The sequence below is a fragment of the Skermanella aerolata KACC 11604 genome, assembly GCF_000936425.1.
In the GTDB taxonomy this organism is placed as follows: Bacteria; Pseudomonadota; Alphaproteobacteria; order Azospirillales; family Azospirillaceae; genus Skermanella; species Skermanella aerolata.
The window spans coordinates 16906-37651 of sequence record NZ_AVFK01000021.1 but is presented as its reverse complement, the minus strand read 5'-3'; the positions used below and the strand labels follow the sequence as shown (position 1 = coordinate 37651).

Below are 20746 nucleotides of genomic sequence, written 5' to 3'. Positions count from 1 at the left end.
TCAAGTCGGAGCTACCAGTCCTGTGGTCGAGTGGGTGCCATTGCGACAAACCTTCCAGGATGACCACCCATGACTTCGACCTTGAACATCTCGCATCTCGTCAGCATCGACCGCGCCGGCAACGCCTCGATCGCCGAGACCGGCAGCGTTGCCGGCCCCCCCGCCAATGGCGGGACCATCTACGAGATCCGGAACTGCCCGGCCAACGTCAGTGCCGGGGATGTCGCCGCTCTCTCACGCGGGCTGGTCCTGCCCTCAGGCGTTCATGCGGTCGATTACGACCGCCTCGCCGCCCGGCAGAGCGGATCGTGCTGCGGCGGATGCTGCGGCTGAACCTTCAAACTTCACCAGCGATGGATAGCATCATGTCGTTTCACCGCACCGCCCTGATCGCCCTGGCGGCGATCCTGGCGGGCGGCGCCTCTGCCCAGGCGGCCGTGAACCCGAATAAATCAGCCTATTTCCATCCGGTCTGCCAGAAAGCGGTCAAATCCGCCAACGGCTTGGGCGGCGACCCGGTCGAAAGCGCCAACTGCTTCGGCTTCGTGCAAGGCGTCCGGGATGCCCATGACCGGTTTGGCGTCGGCAAGTTCTGCCCGCCCAAGGTCGTCAGCATCGGCCAGCTTGCCCAGGTGTGGGTCAGCCACATGGACGCCGAACCGAAGGTGCTTATCCTGCCGCCGGTCGAAACCCTGCTCGACGCCCTCGGCGCCGCGTTCCCCTGCCACGGCTGACCGCCAGGCTACCCGGCGGAAGTTTCGGAACCGCCGGATCGTCCGCTTCAGGCGCAGGCGATCTGGCGGTAGATGGCGGGCAAGGCCGACGGCAGGCGGGCGACATGCGGGAAGATCGCATAGGCGCCCTTGCCGAACAGGTAGGGGAAGTAGTCGCGGGCCTGCTCGTCTACCGTCACGCCGAACACCTTGAGCCCGGCGCGCCGGGCTTCGCGGATCGCCATGTGGGTGTCCTCGATCGCGTAGCGGCCTTCGTAGTGGTCCATGTCGTTGGGCTTGCCGTCCGACAGCAGGAGCAGCAGGCGGTGATGGTGGGGCCGCTCGGAAAGCCGTTTCGCGGTGTGGCGGATGGCGGCGCCGATGCGGGTGTAGTGGCCCGGCTTGAGCGCCTGGATGCGCCGGTCCACCAGATCGCTCAAGGGCTCATCGAAGTCCTTGACCGTGCGGACATGCACGTGGTTGCGCCGCTGTGACGTGAAGGTGAAGATGCCGTGCTCGTCCTGGCAGGCGGCGAGGCCGTGGCTGAAGGCCAGCAGCGCCTCCTTCTCCACGTCGAGTATGCGGTGACCGTCGATCCAGCCGTCGGTGGACAGCGATACGTCCACCAGCACCGCGACCGAAAGGTCGCGCGCCACCGGACGGACGGCGGTGTAGAGGCGGTCGGAGCCGGGGCCGCCGGCCCTTCGGTCGGCGACGGACCGGACCAGGGAGGAGAGGTCCAGTTCGTCGCCGTCGGGCTGGGCGGTCAAACGCTGGCGGCGCGGGCGGAGCGCTTCGAACTGGCGGCGCACCGTGCGGATGCGGCGCTGGGCGGCGGCATCGGGGCTCCAGGTTTCACCACCCTCGGCGGAGGCGGCACCAGCGATCACGCGGCAGTGGTCGGGGTGGAGGACGCCACGGGTATAGTCCCACTCCGGATAGCTCAGTTCGGCGGTCAGTACGGACGTATCCACGGCTTCCGCCGCGAGGTCGATGTCCATGCGCAGCTTGGTCGCGGCGCGGCGGTCGTGCTGCCCGACGCTCAACTCGTCCAAGTCCTCGGCGGCCTTGCGCGCGCCGTCCTCGTCGTCGTCCTCGACCGAGCGGTTGATGTTGACCATTTCCGACAGGCCGATGATCTTTTCGAACCGATTCAGGATCAACGGATCGTTGCGGCGGGTCTGGTCGTTCTCGCGCCGGGCCGCGCGGCGGCGCTTGCCGTCGGTCGCGGAAGGAGGGGTCCCGAGTTCCGCATCCTGGGACGGTGCGCGCGGAGATGCCGCCCGCATCGGGATGACCTCGCCCCACAGAGGCACCGGCAGGAACGGTTTGTAGCCGCCGGCGGCAACCCAGTTCTCCAGCGGGACGGTCGGGTCGAGCATCGCCGCCATGCCGTCCGGTGCGCCCGGACCGCCCAGCAGGGCGATGACGGCGGCCTCGACGGTGGCCTCGATGGGCGGCAGGCGACGGGCCGGCCGGGCAGCGAGCATGGCGCGGCAAAGCGCGATGTGGTGTTTCCGCAAACCCGGCCAGATATTGAGGGCGAGCGATGTCGTGGCGCCGGCCGCGCGCAGGCGAGCGATGTCGGCTTGCAGCGGATCGGTGGGTGCAGGCAAAGGATTGGGTTCGGCGCAGGTAAACCAGGCGATCAGCCACTCGTACAGCGCCTCGTTCTCGGCACGGGTCGGAAAACAGTCGATCCGGGCGGGCAGTTCGAGCGTCGCTCCGTCGAACCGGGCGCCATCGAGCTTCTCCGTGCCAAGGCCGATCCTTTGCAGCAGGGTCAGCCGGTGGTTGGATGCCCCTGCCCCGCTGGCGGCCAGACGGACTCCGCCCTTGCCGCCGAGTGCCCGGAACATGACACCCAGGCTGGTTCGGACCTCGTCCAGGCCGATGGCGGCGTCCGCGTGATGCTTATAGCTGCCGTTGCCGCCGACCAGCCGGTGCCAAGCCTGACCGACTGTTTCCTCCGGTTCGAAAATGGAAACCATGACCCGCCTCAGCCGAGCGTGATGTCGATGACGCGCAGCAGCGCCTTGCGGATGTCGGGGTCGTCGGTCAGCGGTTCGATCATCGCCGCGAGGATCGCGCGCTCCATCCGCATGCCGGACGATATCAGGGTGGCGCAGTAGACCAGCAGGCGGGTGGAGACTCCTTCCTCCAGGTCCTGGCCTTTCAGATCGCGCAGTGCTCCGGCAAGGCGGACCAGGGGACGGCAGCGTTCGACCGGCAATCCGCTTTCGCGCGACACGATCTCGGCCTCGCGCTCGGGCGGCGGGAAGTCGAACTCGACCGCCAGGAAACGCTGCCGGGTGCTCGGCTTGAGGCTTTTCAGGATGTTCTGGTAGCCGGGATTATAGGAGACGACCAGCATGAATCCGGGCGGAGCGACGATGATCTCGCCGGTCCGTTCCAGCGGCAGAACGCGTCGGTCGTCGGTCAGCGGATGGAGCACGACGGTCACGTCCTTCCGTGCCTCCACCACCTCGTCGAGATAGCAGATGGCGCCCTCGCGGACGGCGCGGGTCAGCGGGCCATCGACCCAGACGGTGTCTCCGCCCTTCAGCAGATAGCGGCCGGTCAGGTCGGCCGCCGTCAGGTCGTCGTGGCAGGAAACGGTGTGCAGCGGGCAGCCGAGCTTCGCCGCCATGTGTGCCACGAACCGGGTCTTGCCGCAGCCGGTCGGCCCTTTTAGCAGCAAGGGTAGGTTGTGGTTATAGGCGTGGACGAACAGGTCGCATTCGTCGCCGGTCGGCTCGTAGTAGGGGACTTCGGCGGCGAAGATTTCGGGGTTCAGGCTGTCGGGCATAATTGAAGCTCCGGAAACGGCGATGGCAATGCCGGCACCCTCGGGCGGAGGATGCCGGCATCCCGGTCATTCGGCGGGTTGCAGGGCCTTGGCCAGCCGGGCCGGCCGCTCCTCACGCACTGGACCGAAGACCGAGTAGACGAACATCAGGGCCGAGATTGCCACGACGACACCGGAGCCGAGGCGCATCCAGTAGAATAGCGCAAGCTGATCCTGAACCTCCATGTAGCCCATGCCGAGCACGCGTTGCAGGTGGACCTGGACGACTCCGGCGAAGGTCAGGGAGAAGGTCATGAACGCCATCGCGGAGGTCATCAGCCAGAAGCTCCACATGTTGAGCATCTGGTTGTAGGGCTGCCGGTTGCGCAGATACGGCATGGCATAGGTCATGATCGCGAGGTTCAGCATCACATAGGCGCCGAAGAAGGCGAGATGGCCGTGGGCCGCCGTGACCTGGGTCCCGTGGGTGTAGTAGTTGATCGGGGCGAGCGTGTGCAGGAAGCCCCAGACGCCGGCGCCGAAGAAGGCCATGACGGCGCAGCCCAAAGCCCAGAGCATGGCCGCCTTGTTGGGGTGGTCGCGGCCGCCCTTCCAGACCATCGTGAAGGCGAATACGACCATGGCAAAGAAGGGTGCTACTTCCAGCGTGGAGAACAAGCTGCCGATCCACTGCCAGTAACCGGGAGTGCCAATCCAGTAATAGTGGTGGCCGGTGCCGAGCAACCCGCTGAACAGGGCCAGACCGACGATGGCGTAGAGCCATTTTTCGACCACTTCGCGGTCCACGCCGGTCAGCTTGATCATCATGAAGGCCAGGACCGAGGCCATCACCAGTTCCCAGACGCCTTCGACCCAGAGATGGACGATGTACCACCAGTACATCTTGTCGAGCGCCAGGTTGTGCGGGTTGTAGAAGGCGAACAGAAAGAAGACGGCGATGCCCCACAGGCCCAGCATCAGGACGTTGGTGACGGCATTGCGCCGGCCCCTCAGGACCGTCATGGACAGGTTGAACAGGTACATCAAGGCGACCACGACGATGGCCATCTTGATCCACATCGGCTGTTCCAGGAACTCGCGCCCCTCGTGGATGCCGAACAGGTAGCTGACGACGGCGGCAAGGCCGCCGAACATGAACAGGCCGAACTGGATATAGGCCAGCTTCGTGCTGTAAAGCTCGGTTTCGGCTTCTTCTGGAACCAGATAATAGCCGGCGCCGAAGAAGCCCATCAGCAGCCACACGATCAGGGCATTGGTGTGAATCATGCGGATGACGTTGAAGGGCACCAGTTCCGACAAGACATTGGGCAGGACGTAGACGACGCCGGCCAGCGTCCCGACCAGAACCTGGACGACGAACAGGAGGAGGGCTCCGGCGAAATAGACCAGGGCGACCTTTTGGGATTGGTATCTCATGACTGATCTCTCATGGCTGATCTCTCACGGCGGTGTGCTCCTCAGCCGGCTTTGTTGGGCGGCCAGTTCTGGGTCTTGATCGTGCCGACCCACGACAGGAACTCGGAAAGGTCCCTCATTTCCTGCTCGGTCAGGTGGAACTGCGGCATCTGCCGGCGGCCTTCGATGCCGCTGGGCTGCGCTTCCATCCAGGCTTTCAGAGTGTCGTAGGAAGCAGCTGGGTCATTCTCGACGCCCCAGCGGGCCATCACGTTGCCGACCTCCGGCGCGAAGTAAGCGCCCTCGCCCAGGATGGAATGGCAGTTGATGCAGGCGTTCTTTTCCCACACCGCTTTGCCTCGGGCGACGCCGTCGGTCAGCGTGGCGGTATTGGTGCCTGTATTGAGGATGTAGTTATGGCTCAACGCCGTAAGTCCGACGAAGACCAGGAAGAAGAAGGCCGAGCCGCCGTAAAAGATGTTACGCGCCGCGGCTTTTGTCAGGCGCTCGCTCATGGCTTGCCGCGTCCTGCGTCTGTCATGGGGAAATTTTCCTCGGGTTGGGCGCCGCCTCATAGCCCCTGAAGGACGCTTGGAAGCCGGCGGCGCAATGACGTGCCGGCAAAGTTGACCATCCGGGTGGGACATTCCTTGACCTTGGTCAAATGCAGGTGCGTTCCTGGACCCTATTGTCTACCTATGATCGATTCAGCCACCCTCACCGCGATCCGTCACAATCCGCTGCTTTCAGGATTGGACGACGCCGAACAATCCGTCCTGGTTTCCCTTGGGGCCACCACCAGACTTCCCGCCGGGACCGTCCTCTATGAGCGCGGCGATGCGGCACGGCACCTTTTCGTCGTGGTCGAGGGGACGATCGCCCTCTACGTCCCCGACGAACCCGGTACCACGGTGCCGCTGTATCCGCTGTCGCCGGGCGACAGTGCCGGCGAGGAGTCGCTGGCGCCGGATTCGCATTACGACATGTCGGCGCGGGTGATCACCGACGCCGTGGTGTTCTCGATCGAGAGCCGCCGGCTTTCCCGGCTGCTCGACCAACGGTTCGACCTTGTGCTCGGCATGCTGGTCGGCATGTCCACGAGGCTGCGCGGGCTGGTACGGGAAATCACCGCACTGAAGATGGCATCGACGGCGGAGCGTCTGGGCATCTTCCTGCTGGAACTGGTGGAAGCCCGCGCATCGTCCCGGCACGAGGGCAAGGGCGACGGCCGGATTGTCGTCACGCTGCCTTTCTCCAAGCAGATGCTGGCCCAGAAGCTGGGCATGCAGCCGGAAAGCTTGTCGCGCGCCTTCGGCAAGTTGCGCCGGTTCGGCGTTCAGGGAGCCGGTCAGACCCAGGTCGTGATCGGCGACCCTGCCGGACTGCGCGCGTTCTGCCAGCCAGAATCCCCGACCTGATCCGTGACCTGATCCTCTGCCGGAGACCGCCGCCATGGCCTGCTGCCCGATCAACTGCGCGGTTCCGCGCCCAGCCTGCGCCGCCCGCTCCACGAGCCGCCGCATCCAGCACACCACGTGGACCGGCCAGCCCCTGGACCCCGCTTTGGCAGCGAAGCTGCCGCTGTTCCAGCGCCTGGAAATTACGGTGCTGGCGGACTTGCTGACGGGAACCTCCGTGGCGCGGATGCCCGCGCAGACAAGCCTGTTCGCGTCCGGCGACGACGCCGACTGCTTCTATGTGGTGCTGGAAGGCAAGGTGAAGCTGTTCGCCCTGAACGAGGGCGGCGAAGAGAGCGTGGTCGAGGTCTTCGAGCCGGTATCCTCCTTCGCCGAGGCCGCCATGTTCGCCAGCGGCAGTTTCCCACTGTCCGCCGAAGTCATGGAGGATGCCTTGCTCGCCCGCGTTCCGGCCGCCCCATTCATGCGCAAACTCCGTCAGGACCATCGGGTCGCCTTCACGATGCTGTCCAATCTGGCGCTCTGGCACCGCCGCCTGACGCGGGAGAAAACTTCGCTAAGGGTGAAGACGCCGGTGCAGCGGGTCGGTGGTTTCCTGCTGTCGCTGACCCCGGCGGAATCAGGCGCCGTCGTCGTCACCCTGCCCTTCCGCAAGAGCCTTGTCGCCAGCCGCCTGGGCATAGAACCGGAAAGCTTCTCCCGCGTGATGGCGCGCCTGCGCCCGCATGGGATCGACATGGCGGGAATGGAAGTCCGGATTGCCGATGTGGCCGCACTGCGGGGGCTGTGCGGGAGCTTTTGAAGCCCCGCGCCTCTTTTCCATTATTTCCTGAGACCGAGGGCACGCAACCATGCGTCGATCTGACCAAAAGCATCCACCTGCCACTGTTCAGGCGTCCGTTCGCCAAGGACTTGGGTTTCCTCGACGAAGCGCCTGACACAGGTCGGGCCATGGCCGTCGACCACATCGAATTTTTCGGATATGTGCTGGTAGCCGTTCACGCCGCTCTTATGCGAAAGCAGTGGCCGGCAAGCTGCGGCAAGAGCCTCGATACCGTCTCGATAGTTTCGAACGCAGTAGTAGATGTCGTAGGCGTCCTTTTGCTTGTAGCGCCCGTGTAACGCGAAACCTTTCATCGCAAGAAGCGCTGGGATCGACGCGACCGCAGTTTCAACGCGGTTCCTGCCGCCATTCGGCATTCGGCCCTCGATCGCTATAATCTGCTGGAATCGTAGCGCAAGGTCGGCGCCGGTGGCCCGCTGCACGGCGAACTCATCAATGATCGGAGGAACGTTCCTGACGATTTCCGCATCACGTGGCATCAGGAAATCGACGACGATATCGATCGGTTCGGCATCGTCGTCGGCAGGAACCTGACGCAGGAGTTGGAAGCGGCGTAGTCCTGTCTGCTGCCGATAGCCATGACTCATCAGTGATTGGATAAGAGTGGCATACTCGCCATCGCCCAGCGCTTCGGCGTCAAGGCCGAGATCGACATCAAGCGTGCCGACATGGGGCATATCCTCGTTCTCGAGCAGAAGCCAGGGTACGGCACCGCCAATGACGGCGAATTTACCGTGGAAGCTGCCGAGAATCTGACCGATCTCAAGCAAAACCGCCTTCACGGCGGCAGTCGTGCGGTCGTCGTAATCCGCCGCCGATTGCGGTTCTTGAGTCATTTCGACCAATTCAATTTCTGAAGCCGAAGGTGTTCCGCCGCCTCCACGCCACGCTCACCGGCGCAGGAGAGATCAAGATAGGTTTGGACCGGACTGGTACAAAAGATGCCGGGCGCCGGCTCCACCGTATCGCGGAAAATGCCTATATCGGACAACCGGTTCACGATGATGTTCGCTCCTTTGGATGCGAATGAGAGCTTCAGCGCCTGTTTCAAAAGGTCGAGCCCGGTTTCGTCGGCGTAGAAGGAATGGCTTCCAGTCCGGGCATAAGGTGCGAGCCAATGCGCTGCGGAGAACGAGGCAAGGACCGCGTTACCAGCTTGGTCATCAATGCACGACGCGCGCCTTACAGCTTCCTCGAACGCTTTACCATGTAAAACCGTGTAAAACTCTGTCCGAACGCCGGCTGGCGGATCGTAGACGTCGCGCCATGCATCCAACAAAGCATCCGGAGCAGTCAGAAACAGGCCGCCGGGATCAAGGCCCGCCCAATCCCGATCGAGGAGAGCGGTCCGGACATTACTGACATGACCCAGACTGACACCGGCAGCCTCGGCAAGTTCGGTTACGCGCCAAGTATGCTGCGGATCGCGCAGCATTGTTCGAAGCACCTGTGCCGCCTTGGGCTTGAAGATCGACTTGAGTTCACGGCGCTCGGCGGCCGGCTTGCTGGCGACATGACGCTCGATAAAGACGCCGTCGAAGACCAGCCTGGCATTCCCCTCCAAGTCAAGGAAACCGGCGCCGAATGTCCTGCAAAGCTCCTGAGCTTTGGGTGGGAAGTAAGGTGCTAACAAAACTGGTGTCGAATTGGTGCCGACACTGGCAACTCGTTGTCCAAGTTTAAGCAGCGCCAGCGGCACATGATGCGATTTGACGTCAGATTTGATTTCACAAACGAGCGTATGGGGATGACCGGCCACGTCGATGCTGACCAATAGGTCGATTTCATGATTGTCGATGAGCGTCGAGGCTTTGACAGCCTTCAACTCGATTATCGGCACCTCGCCCAGCAACCCGGTAAGAGCCTCGACGGCGCGGAGTTCCAAATCTTTCATTGATTTACCGATTTCAGCATATGTTGAAAATGCTCCCTCCAGTGAAAAGCGTCAAGCCTGTTTTCATTGAAAGGAGCATTTTCAGCAAATGTTGAAAGAACGATTTTCAGTGAAAACGTAACCAAGCATCCTTCCCCATCAGCCGAGTCAAAAATGAGACTGCTTGCCATCCGCCTACCCGTTTGATCCTGGTCAAGTGGCCTATGCCCTGCCTGCGTCATGTTCCCCCTGTGCAGAGGAATTTCAGAGCGCCGTGCTTGGAAATAACCAAAGTCAAGTCCGCCCGACCGGGCGGGTGGTAGCTGATGCGGCGACTTGGTCTATGAGGAAATACCTGATGTTTAAGCTAGGACATCTTGGAACCGCTCTGGGGCTGGCGCTTCTCGCTTCGACCGCCCTGGTCGGCATCACCAATTTCAACAGCTCCGCAATAGCCGCAGAGGCTGCCGCTGCCGCCAAGGACGACGGACACGGCGACAAGAAGCAGCCCTACGAGCCCAGCATGGATACGCTTGGCAAGGCGCAGATGGAGCAGGGCGGCGCCAAAGCGGGTGTGCCGACGCTTACCGCCGCCGAGTTCGAGGAAGGCAAGCAGATCTATTTCGAGCGTTGCGCCGGCTGCCATGGCGTGCTGCGCAAGGGCGCTACCGGCAAGCCGCTGACGACCGACAAGACCCGCGAGCTGGGCTTCGACTATCTGCACGACTTCATCACCTACGGCTCGGCCGCCGGCATGCCCAACTGGGGCACCTCGGGACAGTTGACCGAGCGTCAGGTCGATCTGATGACGCGCTACCTGCTGAACGAACCGCCGCAGCCGCCCGAATGGGGGCTTGCCGAAATGCGCGGCAGCTGGAAGCTGATCGTGCCGGTCGCCCAGCGCCCGACCAAGCAGATGAACAAGCTGGATCTCGACAACCTGTTCTCGGTCACGCTGCGCGACACCGGCGAGATCGCCCTGATCGATGGCGCCAGCAAGCAGATCATCAAGGTCATCGAGACCGGCTATGCGGTCCATATCTCCCGCATGTCGGCCTCGGGCCGCTACCTTTACGTGATCGGGCGGGATGGCCGGATCGACCTGGTCGATCTCTGGATGCCGGAACCGACCACCGTCGCCGAACTGAAGATCGGGATCGAGGCACGCTCGATCGAAACCTCCAAGTTCCACGGATGGGAAGACAAGCTGGCCATCGCCGGCGCCTACTGGCCGCCGCAATACGTCATCATGGACGGCCCGACGCTGGAACCGATCAAGGTGGTGTCGACACGCGGCATGACTGTCGATACCCAGGAATACCATCCGGAACCGCGCGTCGCCTCGATCGTCGCCAGCCACTTCAACCCGGAATTCGTCGTCAACGTCAAGGAAACCGGCCAGATCCTGATGGTCAACTACGAGGATCTCAAGAACCTCAAGGTGACCACGATCGGGGCCGAACGGTTCCTTCACGACGGCGGGTTCGACAGCACCGGCCGCTACTTCCTGGTCGCCGCCAATGCACGGCATAAGGTCGCCGTGGTCGATACCAAGCTGAACCTGCTGTCGGCCCTGGTCGATACCGAGGGGCTGACGCCGCATCCGGGACGCGGCGCCAACTTCATCCATCCGAAGTTCGGTCCGGTCTGGGCGACCAGCCATCTCGGCGACGACACGATCTCCTTCATCGGCACCGATCCGGAGAAGCATCCGGCTCAGGCGTGGAAGATCGTCGACAGCGTACGCGGCCAGGGCGGCGGGTCGCTGTTCATCAAGACCCACCCGAAATCGACCAACCTCTGGGTCGATACGCCGCTGAACCCGGACGAAGACATGCGCGCTTCGGTCGCCGTGTTCGATATCAAGGACCTCGCCAAGGGCTACACCGTGCTGCCGATCGCCGAATGGTCGGGCATCAAGGAAGGCGCCCGCCGCGTCGTCCAGGGCGAATACAACAAGGGCGGCGACGAGGTGTGGTTCTCGGTCTGGAACGCCAAGGACCAGGAATCCGCGATCGTCGTGGTGGACGACAAGACCAGGACGCTGAAGCACGTGATCAGGGACAAGCGCCTGATTACGCCGACCGGCAAGTTCAATACGTACAACACCAAGATGGACGTCTACTGATCCATCGAATTCGGGGCGGGCGGACCTCCGCTCCGCCCCGCTTATTTCCCTCACTGCCTTTTTACCGACGGGAATTCCCGCGATCATGTCCATGCCTCGCGTCCATCTCGTGGGAGCCGGTCCCGGCAATCCGGACCTGCTCACCGTCAAGGCCCTGCGCCTGATCCAGCAGGCGGAGGTCGTCGTCCACGACCGGCTGGTGCCGCAGGAGATCCTGGACCTGATCCCGTCCTCCGCCCGCCGGATCTTCGTCGGCAAGGCGACGCGCAACCACAGCATGGCGCAGGAAGACATCAACCTGCTGCTGGTCGAACTGGCGCGCGAGGGCAAGCGGGTGGTCCGGCTTAAAGGCGGCGATCCGTTCATCTTCGGGCGGGGCAGCGAGGAAGCACTGACTTTGGCCGAGCACGGCATCCCGTTCGAGATCGTGCCCGGAGTGACCGCCGCCGCCGGCTGCGGCGCCTATGCCGGCATCCCGCTGACCCATCGCGGGCTTGCCACCGGAGTCCGGTTCGTGACCGGGCATTGCCGGGAGGACAACGAGCTGGTCTGCGACTGGCGCGGCATGATGGACCCGGACACGACGCTGGTCTTCTACATGGCGCTGGCCAACCTGGAAACGATCCGGCGCAACCTGATCACGGCGGGGGTGGACCCGGCGATGCCGGCTGCCGCCGTGTCCTGCGGGACCACGGACGCGCAGCGAAGCGTTCTCGCGACCCTCGGCACGCTGGAGCGGGCACTGGCCCTGCAACCCCTGCCCGCCCCATGCCTGATTATCGTCGGGCGGGTCGTGGCGCTCGCCCCGGAACTGGCGTGGTACGGCGAGCGGGAGCTGGCCGATGCGTAGCCGGGGCATCGCGGTTTTTGGCGCCCTGTTGCTGATGGGGACGCCGGCTCTCGCGGCAACGCCGTCGCCCAATCGCCAGGAAGCCTTGCGGCACATGGTCCGGCAGGACTGCGGATCGTGCCACGGCATGACGCTGAAGGGTGGACTTGGCTCGTCCCTGCTGCCGCAGGCGCTCGACGGCATCCCTGCCGAAAGCCTGACCGATATCATCCTGAACGGCATTCCCGGAACGCCGATGCCGCCCTGGGCGGCGCTGCTCAGCGCCGACGAAGCCGCTTGGATCGCGAACGAACTTAAGAAGGGACTGGCGCCATGACCCGCACGGGCGTTACCGCGCTGGCGGCATCGATGCTGCTCGGCGCCTGTGCCGCCGGTCCGGAGATCAGGGGAACCGGAGACCTGGGCGTGGTGATCGAGCGGGCTACCGGCAGCGTGAAGCTGGTCGAGCACAGCCACGATACCGTGCTGGGAGAGGTAGGCGAACTGGGCGACCTCAGCCATGCCGCCATCGTCTTTTCGCGCGACGAGCGCTTCGCCTATGTGTTCGGCCGCGACGGCGGGTTGACCAAGCTGGACCTTTTGACACAGAAGCTGGCAGGCCGGGTCATGCAGGCCGGCAACAGCATCGGCGGTGCTATCTCGGCGGATGGCCGGCTGGTGGCGGTCGCCAACTACGAGCCGGGAGGCATCAGGGTTTTCGATGCGGAAACGCTTGCACCCGTCGCCGACATCCCGACCGGCTCCAAGGTCGTCGGGCTGGAGGATGCGCCGGGCAACCGCTTCGTCTTCAGCCTGTACGACAAGGGCGAGATCTGGCTGGCGGATCTGAGCGAGCCGGCATCTCCCCAAATCACGAAGTTCACCGGTATCGGACGCCAGCCCTACGACGCGCTGGTGACACCGGACGGCCGCTACTACATCGCCGGCCTGTTCGGCGAAGACGGCCTCGCCATGCTCGACCTGTGGCGGCCGGAAGCCGGGATACGCCGGGTGCTGGTGGGCTACGGCCGGGGCGAGACGGCTCTGCCGGTCTTCAAGATGCCGCATCTGGAAAGCTGGGCGGTGGCCGACGGGCACGCCTTCATCCCGGCGGTCGGACGGCACGAGGTCCTGGTGATCGACCTCGCGACCTGGACGGAGGCTGGGCGCATCCCGGTGGAGGGGCAGCCGGTCTTCGTCATGGCCCGCCCTGATGGCCGGCAGCTCTGGGTCAACTTCGCGCTGCCCGACAACGGCGTCGTGCAGGTGATCGACGTGCCGTCGCTGAAAGTGGTCCATCGACTGGAGCCCGGCCCCGGCGTGCTGCATCTGGAGTTCACGCCGCGCGGCGAGCGGGTCTGGCTGTCGGTCCGCGACGCCGACCAGATCAAGGTCTACGACACCGCGACCTTCTCCCTTCTCGCGACCCTGCCCGCCGAGAAGCCGAGCGGCATCTTCTTCACCGCCCGCGCCCATCGGATCGGCCTGTGATGGACGCCCTGGACCAGCGCCTGCTGGACGAGTTCCAGCGCGGCTTTCCGCTAACCTCCCGCCCTTACGCGGAGATCGCGACGCGGCTGGAGGTAAGCGAGGCCGAAGTGATCGACCGGCTGCGCCGGCTGACTGACGACGGCGCCGTCCGACGCGTCGGCGCTGTCTTCCGGCCTAATCGCGTCGGGGCCAGCACGCTGGCGGCCCTGGCAGTCCCGCCGGAGCGGCTGGAGGACGTGGCAGGCCTTGTCGGCGCCTTCGCCGAGGTCAACCACAACTACGCGCGGGAGCACTGGCTGAACCTGTGGTTCGTCGTAACGGCCCCCGATGCGGAGCGGGTGGCGCAGGTGCTGGCCGAGATTGCGACATTGACCGGACTGACGCCGCTCGACCTGCGTCTGGAGCGGGACTTTCACGTGGATCTGGGGTTTCGACTATGGAACTGACTGAGACCGATCGGCAGTTGATCGGTGCGTTGCGCGACGGCCTGCCGCTGGCGGAGCGGCCCTACGAGGCGCTGGGCAACAGCCTGGGCCTGGACGAAGCTGACGTAATCGACCGCATGTGCGGCTTCGTGAAGCGGGGGATGATCTCCCGCATCGGTGTGGTCGTCGATCACGCGGCGCTGGGCTTCGATTCCAATGCCATGGTGGTCTGGAACATCCCCGACGAAGAGGTCGAACGGGTCGGCGCGATGTTCGCTGGGCTGTCGTGGGTCAGCCTGTGCTACCAGCGGCCCCGCCGGCTGCCGGATTGGCCCTACAACCTCTTCACCATGATCCACGCGCGCGACCGCACCTTCGTGGAGGATCGCGTCGCCGTCATGGCGACGCTGCCGGACGTGATGGTCCAGCCTCCCGCGATCCTGCACACCACGCGCCGCTTCAAGCAGACCGCCGCATGCTACGGCACGCCCAGGGAAGGCTGACGCCATGGACGATATCGACCGCCGCCTGATCGACCGTTTACAGGACGGTTTTCCGCTGGACGACCGGCCGTTCCGGACGGTTGCGGAGGAACTTGGACTGGACGAGGACGACGCGATCGTCCGGGTCCGGCGGCTCCGCGAGACCGGCGTGCTGACGCGTTTCGGGCCGCTCTACCATGCCGAGCGGATGGGTGGCGCGCTGCTGCTGGCGGCGCTGAAGGTGCCGCCGGAGGAATTCGAACGGATCGCGACGCTGGTCAACGAACTTCCGGAAGTAGCGCACAATTACGCCCGCGGCCATGCCTTCAACATGTGGTTCGTGCTGGCGACCGAAACGCCGGAGGGCATCTATGCCGCCATCGCGGAGATCGAGCGGCGCACCGGCCTGACCGTCCATCCCATGCCCAAGCTGGCCGAATATTTCGTCGGCCTGAGGTTCGCCGTATGACCACCATCCTTGATGACACCGACCGCCGCCTTGTCCTGGCAACCCAGGAAGGGCTGCCGCTGGAACGCCGCCCCTATGACGTGCTGGGTGACAGGCTGGGCATTTCGGGCGGCGAGGTCCGGGAGCGGCTGGCCCGGTTGCTGGACGGCGGCCAGATCCGGCGCATCGCCGCCGTGCCCAACCACTACCGGCTCGGCTACGCCCACAACGGCATGAGCGTATGGGACGTGCCGGAGGACCTGATCGACGAGGCGGGAGCCCGTGTCGGCGCCCTGCCCTTCGTCAGCCATTGCTACCACCGGCGGCCCTCGCCGCCGGATTGGCCCTATACCCTGTTCGCCATGGTCCACGCCCGAAGCCGGGATGAGGTCGAAGCGCAGGTCGCGACGATCGCGGCCCTGCTCGGGCCGGTCTGCCGGGGGCACGAGGTCCTCTATAGCACCCGCATTCTCAAGAAGAGCGGCCTGCGCCTTTCAGCCTGAACAGGCCAGACCCGAGAAAGAGAAACGCCATGTTCCGACTCAGCCAGTTCATCGCGGGACTGCTTTCCCCCGACACCAGACCGACCAGGACACGGCCGCCGGGAGGTACCGGCGTCCGTCCCGTCGTCATCTGGAACCTGGTCCGCCGCTGCAACCTGACCTGCCTGCACTGCTACGCCTTTGCAGCCGACCACGAGTTCCCCGGCGAGCTGACTACATCCCAGGCTCTCGGCGTGCTGGACGACCTGAAAGGCTACGGCGTCCCGGCGCTGATCCTGTCCGGCGGCGAGCCGCTGCTGCGCACCGACTTGTTCGATCTGGCCGCCTATGCCCGGCCGATGGGCTTCCATCTGGCGCTGTCCACCAACGGTACCCTGATCGCCGCCGACATGGTAAAGCCGATCGCGGCTGCGGGGTTCGACTATGTCGGCATCAGCCTGGACGGGTTGGCGGCGACCCATGACCGGTTCCGCCGCCGGCACGGGGCGTTCGAGGCGTCGCTGCGCGGCATCCGGCTGTGCCGGGACGCCGGGCTGAAGGTCGGCATCCGGTTCACCCTGACGCGCGACAACGCCCACGACCTGCCGGCACTGCTCGATTTGACCGCACGCGAGGGAATCGATAAGTTCTACCTTTCGCACCTGAACTTCGCCGGGCGCGGCAACACCAACCGGGGCAGCGCCGCGATGCTGGACACCACTCGGCGCGCCATGGACCTGCTGTTCGACCGGGCGCTGGCCGATGCGCAGGCAGGCTCGACCCGCGAATACGTCACCGGCAACAACGATGCCGACGGCGTCTATTTTCTGCACTGGGCCGCCCGGCGCTTTCCCGACCGGATAGCTGGCCTGCGAGCGGCGCTGGAGCGCTGGGGCGGCAACGCGACCGGTGTCGGCGTCGCCAATATCGACAACCTCGGCAACGTCCATCCCGACACGATGTGGGGCACCCATACCCTGGGCAACGTCAAGGAACGTCCGTTCAGCGCGATCTGGGCCGAAGCCGACCGCCACGACCCGATCATGGCCGGCCTGCGCCAGCGGCCTCGGGCGGTCGGCGGACGGTGCGGACGATGCGCATATCTCAAGATGTGTAACGGCAGCACGCGGACCAGGGCGCTCCAGACCTCAGGCGATGTCTGGGCGGAAGATCCCGGCTGCTACCTGACCGATGCCGAAATCGGCCTCCTCGGAGGAATGCGCCATGCGTCGTGAGATCAAGCCGGCACTTGCCGCGCTGGGGTTTCTGCTGGCGGCTTCTCCCGCCAGCGCCGCCGATCCCTCGGCGCTCTACACGCAGCACTGCGCCGCCTGCCACGGCGGCGACCGGCTGGGGGCGCTCGGCCCTGCACTCATCCCGGAAGCGCTGGGCCGGATGAAGCCGGAAAGCGCCATGGCCGTGATCGCGGAAGGCCGGGCCGCGACACAGATGCCGGGGTTCGGCGAACAATTGTCCAGGGACGAGATTGCCGCCCTCGCCGGCTTCATCCAGCAGCCGCTTGCCGCCGTGCCGTCGTGGGAAATGGCGGATATCGAGGCGACGCACGTCGTCAGTCATCCGCCGGCCAGCCTGCCGAAGCGGCCGGTCTACGATGCCGATCCCCTGAACCTGTTCACGGTGGTCGAGGCCGGCGATCATCACGTCACCATACTGGATGGCGACCGCTTCGTCCCGCTGGCCCGGTTCCAGAGCCGCTTCGCGCTCCATGGCGGCGCCAAGTATTCGCCTGATGGGCGGTTCGTCTATCTGGCATCGCGCGACGGCTGGGTCACGCAGTACGACATGTGGAGCCTCCAGATCGTGGCGGAGGTCCGCGCCGGGATCAATACCCGCAACATCGCGGTATCGGAGGACGGCCGCTTCGTCATGGCCGGCAACATGCTGCCCCACAGCCTCGTGGTGCTGGACGCCCGCGACCTGACGCCGGTTAAGGTGATCGCGGTGACGAACGGCAAGGGACAGTCCTCGAGGGTCAGCGCCGTCTACACGGCGCCGCCGCGCCAGAGCTTCATCGTGGCGCTGAAGGACATCCCGGAGATCTGGGAGATCTCGACGTCGGAGACATCGCGGCCCGTCTTCGGCGGCTTCGTCCATAATCATGAAGCCGGCATGGTGGAGGCGATCGGTATCCAGAGCGGGTTGTTCGCCATCCGCCGGATCGAGCTTGACGAGACGCTGGACGACTTCTTCTTCGATCCCGGTTACGCCAACCTGCTGGGCGCATCGCGCGACGGGGCCGCCGCCCAAGTGGTCAACCTGAATGTCGGCCGCCGGATCGCCACCGTGCCGCTGCCCGGCATGCCTCACCTTGGGTCAGGCATCTCATGGAAGTCGGAAGACCGCACCCTGATCGCGACGCCTCACCTGAAGGAGTCCGCGATCAGCATCATCGATACGAAGACGTGGCGGATCGTCAAGCGGCTGGAAACGCTCGGTCCCGGCTTCTTCATGCGCAGCCATGAGAACACGCCCTATGCCTGGACCGATGCCTCGCTCAGCCAGCGGCGCGACACGATCCAGATCATCGACAAGCGGACGCTGGAGACGGTGCGGACGCTGACGCCGGCCCCCAACCGGACGGTCTCGCATGTCGAGTTCACCCGCGACGGCCGGTACGCGCTGGTCAGCCTTTGGGAAGACGACGGCGCGCTGATCGTCTTCGACGCCGCGACTTTCGAAGAAATCACCCGCTTGCCCATGCGCAAGCCATCGGGGAAATACAATGTCTGGAACAAGATACGCTTTTCCGAAGGCACCAGTCACTGAGCCGAACACCGCCCCGCGAAGCGGCCGGGCGCTGCTGCTGTTCGCTCACGGCACATCGGACGGCGCCGGAGCCGAGATCGCCGACCGTCTGGCGGCCGAGCTGTCGCGAAAGGGATTGTTCGACGAGGTAGCGGTCTGTTTCTCGTTGCAGGAGCCGCACCCAGCGGACGTGATCGCACGCCTGTCCTCTCCCCAAATCTTCGTCATGCCGCTGCTGGCCTGCGACGGGCGGATCACGCGCGATGTCCTGCCGGGACTGATCGGGCTGGCGGAAGAACGCGACCGGAGCCGGGTGACTCTGTGCCAACCGGTCGGCCAGCATCCGGGGATCGCCCGGATCGTCGCGGGCATGGCAAGCGCCGCCGCCGACAATGCCGGGTTCGTTCCCAGCTCTACGACAGTCCTGATCGCGGCACACGGTCACCGATACGATCCGACATCCGCCAGCGCCGCGCGCCGGCTGGCTGGGCAGATCCGGGCCAATGGGCGATGGGTGGCGGTCGATTGCGTCTTCCTGTCGGAGACTCCGACCGCCCGGCACTGGCGAACGGTATCGGCGACGCGGGATACCGTCGTCGTGCCGTATTTCATCTCCGGCGGACGGCACGAGACAGTCGATCTGCCCGCCATGATCCAGACTGGTGAGAGCGATGCATCCGACGGGCGCCGGGTGGTGCTGACCGCCGCCGTCGGCCGGGCGCCGCAACTGGCTTATCTCGTGGTCGACCAGGTGCTGGAACTGGTGCGGGACCACGTCCTGGAGCTGGCATGACGGAGGCTGGCAACGCTTCCCCCCGGAATGCCGACCTGGAGCCGGCAGACTGGGGGCCGCTGTCGGGTTTGCCCAGTAACCCGATGATGTGGCTGCTGATCCTGGGTGAGCTGGTGGTATGCGGGGTCGCCTTCGTCGGGTTCTCGATCGCGCGAGAACTCGACCCTGTGACCTTCGAGGCGTCCCGGTCGCAGCTCGACGGGGTGCAGGGTGGGGTCAATACGCTGGTGCTGATAACCAGCGGATGGCTTGCAGCATTGTCGGTCCGCGCCAAGCGGCGGGGCGCTTCGCCGCGCCCGGCGCTGGCGGCGTCCATCGCGGTCGGGACGATCTTCCTCGTGGTGAAACTGTTCGAGTACCGGTCCAAGCTATCGGCGGGCATCACCGTCGATACCAACGACTTCTTCGCCTTCTACTACCTGCTGACCGGGTTCCACGCCCTGCATGTGCTGATGGGGCTGATCGTGCTGAGCATCGTCCTGAAGTGGGACAGCCTAGACAATCTGGAGACCGGAGCCGCGTTCTGGCACATGGTCGATCTGATTTGGGTCGTCCTGTATCCCCTGATTTATCTGGTGCGCTGAACCATGACGATCCTGACCCGGACCTGGGCGATCCTGGTATCGCTGACGCTGCTGAGCTTGACGACCATGAGCTTCGCCACATCAGTGCCGGCCTGGATGGTGAACACGGCCGTACTGCTGGCGGGAGCGTTCAAGGCTTTCCAGATCCTGCGCCACTTCCTCGAAGTCAACCGTGCAAGCTCAGGGTGGCGCACCCTGCTCTACGGGTATCTGGTGGCAATCTTCGGCCTGCTGCTGGCGATCTCGGTATCAGCGTGAGCGTTCGGCCAGTGCTACGGCATGTCCGACGGCGATGCCGAGAAGGCGTTGCGCTTCCAGCATGACGGCTTCGTCCCTGGTCTGCTCGGCGATGTCGGAAAATGCCTCCGCCATCTTCTCCAGCGGCAGAAGAGCCGAACGCAGGATTTGTTTGCGGCCGAGCGTTGGGTCGAAAGGAGTGGTCGGGAGATCAGCGCCGGCGCTCAGGACTGCCAGATCGTCCGCGATTCGAATCACGGCGCTGGAGTCGTCACTCCCCAAAGCCGACGCGGCGGCACGCAGGACGGCGGTTGCTTCGGCGGCCATGCCGGCTGCCAAGGGCGCAAGGTCGTGAAGATCCTCGACAAGCGGCACGGCATCCCGGTGTTCCTGCCGCGAAGCCCTCCAGGCTTGCCGGCGCTGATGGCGAAGCTTGGCGGCGTGGCCAAGTTCCTCCAGCGCCAGCGCCTGAGCCTGCTTCCGTACGGCCGGATCGGTCGCGGCGGAAACGATATAGCTGTAGAAGGCGAAGGCGCGCTCCTCGTTCAGCACGGCCAGCGACAGGGCGCGATAGGGCGTCAGGTCGGTGCGCCCGGCCAGTTCTTCCCACGATGCGGCGATCTCCGGCGGCAGCCGCCAAACGAAAGGCTCCGTATCGGGCACCTCGCCGGTCAGTGCGGCCGAGACGGATGCGACCGCCGCGACGTGGCAGCGTTCCTCCTCCATCAGGGCGCGGAAGGTCGCCGCCGTCTCGACGGCTCCATGTTCGTCCATGAGGGCTGCCAGTTGCCGGTACCGCCGGACGGCCTCCCACTCCAAGGCAAGGGCGATGCCGATCAGGTCGGCCTCCGATTCGACCGGAGCGCCCGGTTCCTGACACAGCAGTTTCATGGGACCCGCTCCATTTCCTGATCCGGCCGATGCATCAGGACCATAATTTATAAAAACAGGCAACGATTTGACCTTAGTCAAATCCAGCACCGACAATAGAGGTTTCTATCCAGCCACAAGAAATGACGCTTCAATTAC

General features: G+C 64.8%; 24 protein-coding genes. 17 read left to right on the top strand and 7 right to left on the bottom strand.

Annotation, left to right across the window (positions count from 1 at the left end; translation table 11 throughout):
* Nucleotides 1-69: 69 nt before the first annotated feature.
* Together N826_RS22740 and N826_RS22735 are read left to right on the top strand one after the other, a co-directional pair.
* A complete protein-coding gene (locus N826_RS22740; RefSeq protein WP_044432578.1) occupies nt 70-333 on the top strand; it encodes a hypothetical protein in 264 nt (87 codons plus the stop codon).
* Between the two features lie 32 nt (nt 334-365).
* Nucleotides 366-734 (top strand): Rap1a/Tai family immunity protein, encoded by a 369-nt coding sequence (locus tag N826_RS22735; RefSeq protein ID WP_044432576.1) that lies wholly within the window; start codon nt 366-368, stop codon nt 732-734.
* A gap of 47 nt (nt 735-781) precedes the next feature.
* On the opposite strand, the gene N826_RS22730 is transcribed toward N826_RS22735, so the two are convergent.
* The 4 genes from N826_RS22730 to N826_RS22715 all read right to left on the bottom strand — a co-directional run bounded on the left by N826_RS22730 (nt 782) and on the right by N826_RS22715 (nt 5432).
* Nucleotides 782-2704, bottom strand: a complete 1923-nt coding sequence (locus N826_RS22730) for a nitric oxide reductase activation protein NorD (RefSeq protein ID WP_044432575.1) — start codon at nt 2702-2704, stop codon at nt 782-784.
* Nucleotides 2705-2712: 8 nt separating this feature from the next.
* On the bottom strand, nt 2713-3522 hold the full coding sequence (locus N826_RS22725; protein ID WP_044432574.1) for a CbbQ/NirQ/NorQ/GpvN family protein: 810 nt from the start codon (nt 3520-3522) through the stop codon (nt 2713-2715).
* 66 nt (nt 3523-3588) lie between these two features.
* On the bottom strand, nt 3589-4938 hold the full coding sequence (locus N826_RS22720; protein WP_044432572.1) for a cbb3-type cytochrome c oxidase subunit I: 1350 nt from the start codon (nt 4936-4938) through the stop codon (nt 3589-3591).
* 41 nt (nt 4939-4979) lie between these two features.
* Complete coding sequence (locus tag N826_RS22715; protein ID WP_044432571.1) at nt 4980-5432, bottom strand: c-type cytochrome; 453 nt, start codon at nt 5430-5432, stop codon at nt 4980-4982.
* A 183-nt stretch (nt 5433-5615) separates the two neighbouring features.
* On the opposite strand from N826_RS22715, the gene N826_RS22710 reads away from it, so the two are divergent.
* Nucleotides 5616-6335 carry a Crp/Fnr family transcriptional regulator gene (locus N826_RS22710; RefSeq protein ID WP_052831846.1) on the top strand — a complete coding sequence of 240 codons (720 nt, stop codon included), beginning with the start codon at nt 5616-5618 and terminating at the stop codon, nt 6333-6335.
* Between the two features lie 34 nt (nt 6336-6369).
* Nucleotides 6370-7137, top strand: a complete 768-nt coding sequence (locus tag N826_RS22705; protein WP_052831844.1) for a cyclic nucleotide-binding domain-containing protein — start codon at nt 6370-6372, stop codon at nt 7135-7137.
* 20 nt (nt 7138-7157) lie between these two features.
* Here N826_RS22705 and N826_RS22700 read toward each other — a convergent pair whose 3' ends face one another.
* Complete coding sequence (locus tag N826_RS22700; protein ID WP_186818082.1) at nt 7158-8015, bottom strand: nucleotidyl transferase AbiEii/AbiGii toxin family protein; 858 nt, start codon at nt 8013-8015, stop codon at nt 7158-7160.
* Entirely contained in the window at nt 8012-9073 is a 1062-nt protein-coding gene (locus N826_RS22695) for a type IV toxin-antitoxin system AbiEi family antitoxin (RefSeq protein WP_044432569.1), read from the bottom strand. Before N826_RS22695 ends, N826_RS22700 begins: the two co-directional genes overlap by 4 nt.
* A gap of 337 nt (nt 9074-9410) precedes the next feature.
* Between N826_RS22695 and N826_RS22690 the strand changes: the two genes are divergently transcribed.
* From N826_RS22690 to N826_RS22630, 13 genes are all read left to right on the top strand, one after another.
* Nucleotides 9411-11180, top strand: a complete 1770-nt coding sequence (locus N826_RS22690) for a nitrite reductase (RefSeq protein WP_084721056.1) — start codon at nt 9411-9413, stop codon at nt 11178-11180.
* Nucleotides 11181-11265: 85 nt separating this feature from the next.
* A complete protein-coding gene (cobA, locus tag N826_RS22685; protein ID WP_044432568.1) occupies nt 11266-12030 on the top strand; it encodes a uroporphyrinogen-III C-methyltransferase in 765 nt (254 codons plus the stop codon).
* Nucleotides 12023-12346, top strand: coding sequence for a c-type cytochrome (locus N826_RS22680; protein WP_044432566.1), 324 nt, complete (start codon nt 12023-12025; stop codon nt 12344-12346). Before cobA ends, N826_RS22680 begins: the two co-directional genes overlap by 8 nt.
* Entirely contained in the window at nt 12343-13500 is a 1158-nt protein-coding gene (locus N826_RS22675) for a cytochrome D1 domain-containing protein (RefSeq protein WP_044432565.1), read from the top strand. Before N826_RS22680 ends, N826_RS22675 begins: the two co-directional genes overlap by 4 nt.
* Nucleotides 13500-13946, top strand: a complete 447-nt coding sequence (locus N826_RS22670; RefSeq protein WP_044432564.1) for an AsnC family transcriptional regulator — start codon at nt 13500-13502, stop codon at nt 13944-13946. Before N826_RS22675 ends, N826_RS22670 begins: the two co-directional genes overlap by 1 nt.
* A complete protein-coding gene (gene ahbB, locus N826_RS22665) occupies nt 13937-14428 on the top strand; it encodes a siroheme decarboxylase subunit beta (RefSeq protein WP_044432562.1) in 492 nt (163 codons plus the stop codon). The genes N826_RS22670 and ahbB (N826_RS22665) overlap by 10 nt, the downstream gene beginning before the upstream one ends.
* Nucleotides 14429-14432: 4 nt before the next feature.
* A complete protein-coding gene (locus N826_RS22660; RefSeq protein ID WP_044432561.1) occupies nt 14433-14876 on the top strand; it encodes an Lrp/AsnC family transcriptional regulator in 444 nt (147 codons plus the stop codon).
* Nucleotides 14873-15358, top strand: coding sequence for a siroheme decarboxylase subunit beta (ahbB, locus tag N826_RS22655; RefSeq protein WP_044432559.1), 486 nt, complete (start codon nt 14873-14875; stop codon nt 15356-15358). The genes N826_RS22660 and ahbB (N826_RS22655) overlap by 4 nt, the downstream gene beginning before the upstream one ends.
* A gap of 29 nt (nt 15359-15387) precedes the next feature.
* Nucleotides 15388-16572, top strand: a complete 1185-nt coding sequence (gene nirJ, locus N826_RS22650) for a heme d1 biosynthesis radical SAM protein NirJ (RefSeq protein WP_044432558.1) — start codon at nt 15388-15390, stop codon at nt 16570-16572.
* Complete coding sequence (locus N826_RS22645; protein ID WP_044432557.1) at nt 16562-18124, top strand: nitrite reductase; 1563 nt, start codon at nt 16562-16564, stop codon at nt 18122-18124. The genes nirJ and N826_RS22645 overlap by 11 nt, the downstream gene beginning before the upstream one ends.
* Entirely contained in the window at nt 18081-18896 is an 816-nt protein-coding gene (locus N826_RS22640) for a CbiX/SirB N-terminal domain-containing protein (RefSeq protein WP_044432555.1), read from the top strand. The genes N826_RS22645 and N826_RS22640 overlap by 44 nt, the downstream gene beginning before the upstream one ends.
* A complete protein-coding gene (locus tag N826_RS22635) occupies nt 18893-19480 on the top strand; it encodes a cytochrome c oxidase subunit 3 family protein (RefSeq protein WP_044432554.1) in 588 nt (195 codons plus the stop codon). Before N826_RS22640 ends, N826_RS22635 begins: the two co-directional genes overlap by 4 nt.
* Before the next feature lie 3 nt (nt 19481-19483).
* Nucleotides 19484-19738: a cytochrome C oxidase subunit IV family protein gene (locus N826_RS22630; protein WP_044432552.1), complete on the top strand. Its 255-nt coding sequence runs from the start codon at nt 19484-19486 to the stop codon at nt 19736-19738.
* On the opposite strand, the gene N826_RS40395 is transcribed toward N826_RS22630, so the two are convergent.
* On the bottom strand, nt 19730-20608 hold the full coding sequence (locus N826_RS40395; RefSeq protein WP_052831843.1) for a ferritin-like domain-containing protein: 879 nt from the start codon (nt 20606-20608) through the stop codon (nt 19730-19732). The genes N826_RS22630 and N826_RS40395 overlap by 9 nt on opposite strands.
* Nucleotides 20609-20746: the final 138 nt, after the last annotated feature.

Coding starts and splice junctions, on each gene's coding strand:
- N826_RS22740 (WP_044432578.1), top strand. CDS start 70: ATGACTTCGACCTTGAACATCTCGCATCTCGTCAGCATCGACCGCGCC.
- N826_RS22735 (WP_044432576.1), top strand. CDS start 366: ATGTCGTTTCACCGCACCGCCCTGATCGCCCTGGCGGCGATCCTGGCG.
- N826_RS22730 (WP_044432575.1), bottom strand. CDS start 2,704: ATGGTTTCCATTTTCGAACCGGAGGAAACAGTCGGTCAGGCTTGGCAC.
- N826_RS22725 (WP_044432574.1), bottom strand. CDS start 3,522: ATGCCCGACAGCCTGAACCCCGAAATCTTCGCCGCCGAAGTCCCCTAC.
- N826_RS22720 (WP_044432572.1), bottom strand. CDS start 4,938: ATGAGATACCAATCCCAAAAGGTCGCCCTGGTCTATTTCGCCGGAGCC.
- N826_RS22715 (WP_044432571.1), bottom strand. CDS start 5,432: ATGAGCGAGCGCCTGACAAAAGCCGCGGCGCGTAACATCTTTTACGGC.
- N826_RS22710 (WP_052831846.1), top strand. CDS start 5,616: ATGATCGATTCAGCCACCCTCACCGCGATCCGTCACAATCCGCTGCTT.
- N826_RS22705 (WP_052831844.1), top strand. CDS start 6,370: ATGGCCTGCTGCCCGATCAACTGCGCGGTTCCGCGCCCAGCCTGCGCC.
- N826_RS22700 (WP_186818082.1), bottom strand. CDS start 8,015: ATGACTCAAGAACCGCAATCGGCGGCGGATTACGACGACCGCACGACT.
- N826_RS22695 (WP_044432569.1), bottom strand. CDS start 9,073: ATGAAAGATTTGGAACTCCGCGCCGTCGAGGCTCTTACCGGGTTGCTG.
- N826_RS22690 (WP_084721056.1), top strand. CDS start 9,411: ATGTTTAAGCTAGGACATCTTGGAACCGCTCTGGGGCTGGCGCTTCTC.
- cobA (WP_044432568.1), top strand. CDS start 11,266: ATGTCCATGCCTCGCGTCCATCTCGTGGGAGCCGGTCCCGGCAATCCG.
- N826_RS22680 (WP_044432566.1), top strand. CDS start 12,023: ATGCGTAGCCGGGGCATCGCGGTTTTTGGCGCCCTGTTGCTGATGGGG.
- N826_RS22675 (WP_044432565.1), top strand. CDS start 12,343: ATGACCCGCACGGGCGTTACCGCGCTGGCGGCATCGATGCTGCTCGGC.
- N826_RS22670 (WP_044432564.1), top strand. CDS start 13,500: ATGGACGCCCTGGACCAGCGCCTGCTGGACGAGTTCCAGCGCGGCTTT.
- ahbB (WP_044432562.1), top strand. CDS start 13,937: ATGGAACTGACTGAGACCGATCGGCAGTTGATCGGTGCGTTGCGCGAC.
- N826_RS22660 (WP_044432561.1), top strand. CDS start 14,433: ATGGACGATATCGACCGCCGCCTGATCGACCGTTTACAGGACGGTTTT.
- ahbB (WP_044432559.1), top strand. CDS start 14,873: ATGACCACCATCCTTGATGACACCGACCGCCGCCTTGTCCTGGCAACC.
- nirJ (WP_044432558.1), top strand. CDS start 15,388: ATGTTCCGACTCAGCCAGTTCATCGCGGGACTGCTTTCCCCCGACACC.
- N826_RS22645 (WP_044432557.1), top strand. CDS start 16,562: ATGCGTCGTGAGATCAAGCCGGCACTTGCCGCGCTGGGGTTTCTGCTG.
- N826_RS22640 (WP_044432555.1), top strand. CDS start 18,081: ATGTCTGGAACAAGATACGCTTTTCCGAAGGCACCAGTCACTGAGCCG.
- N826_RS22635 (WP_044432554.1), top strand. CDS start 18,893: ATGACGGAGGCTGGCAACGCTTCCCCCCGGAATGCCGACCTGGAGCCG.
- N826_RS22630 (WP_044432552.1), top strand. CDS start 19,484: ATGACGATCCTGACCCGGACCTGGGCGATCCTGGTATCGCTGACGCTG.
- N826_RS40395 (WP_052831843.1), bottom strand. CDS start 20,608: ATGAAACTGCTGTGTCAGGAACCGGGCGCTCCGGTCGAATCGGAGGCC.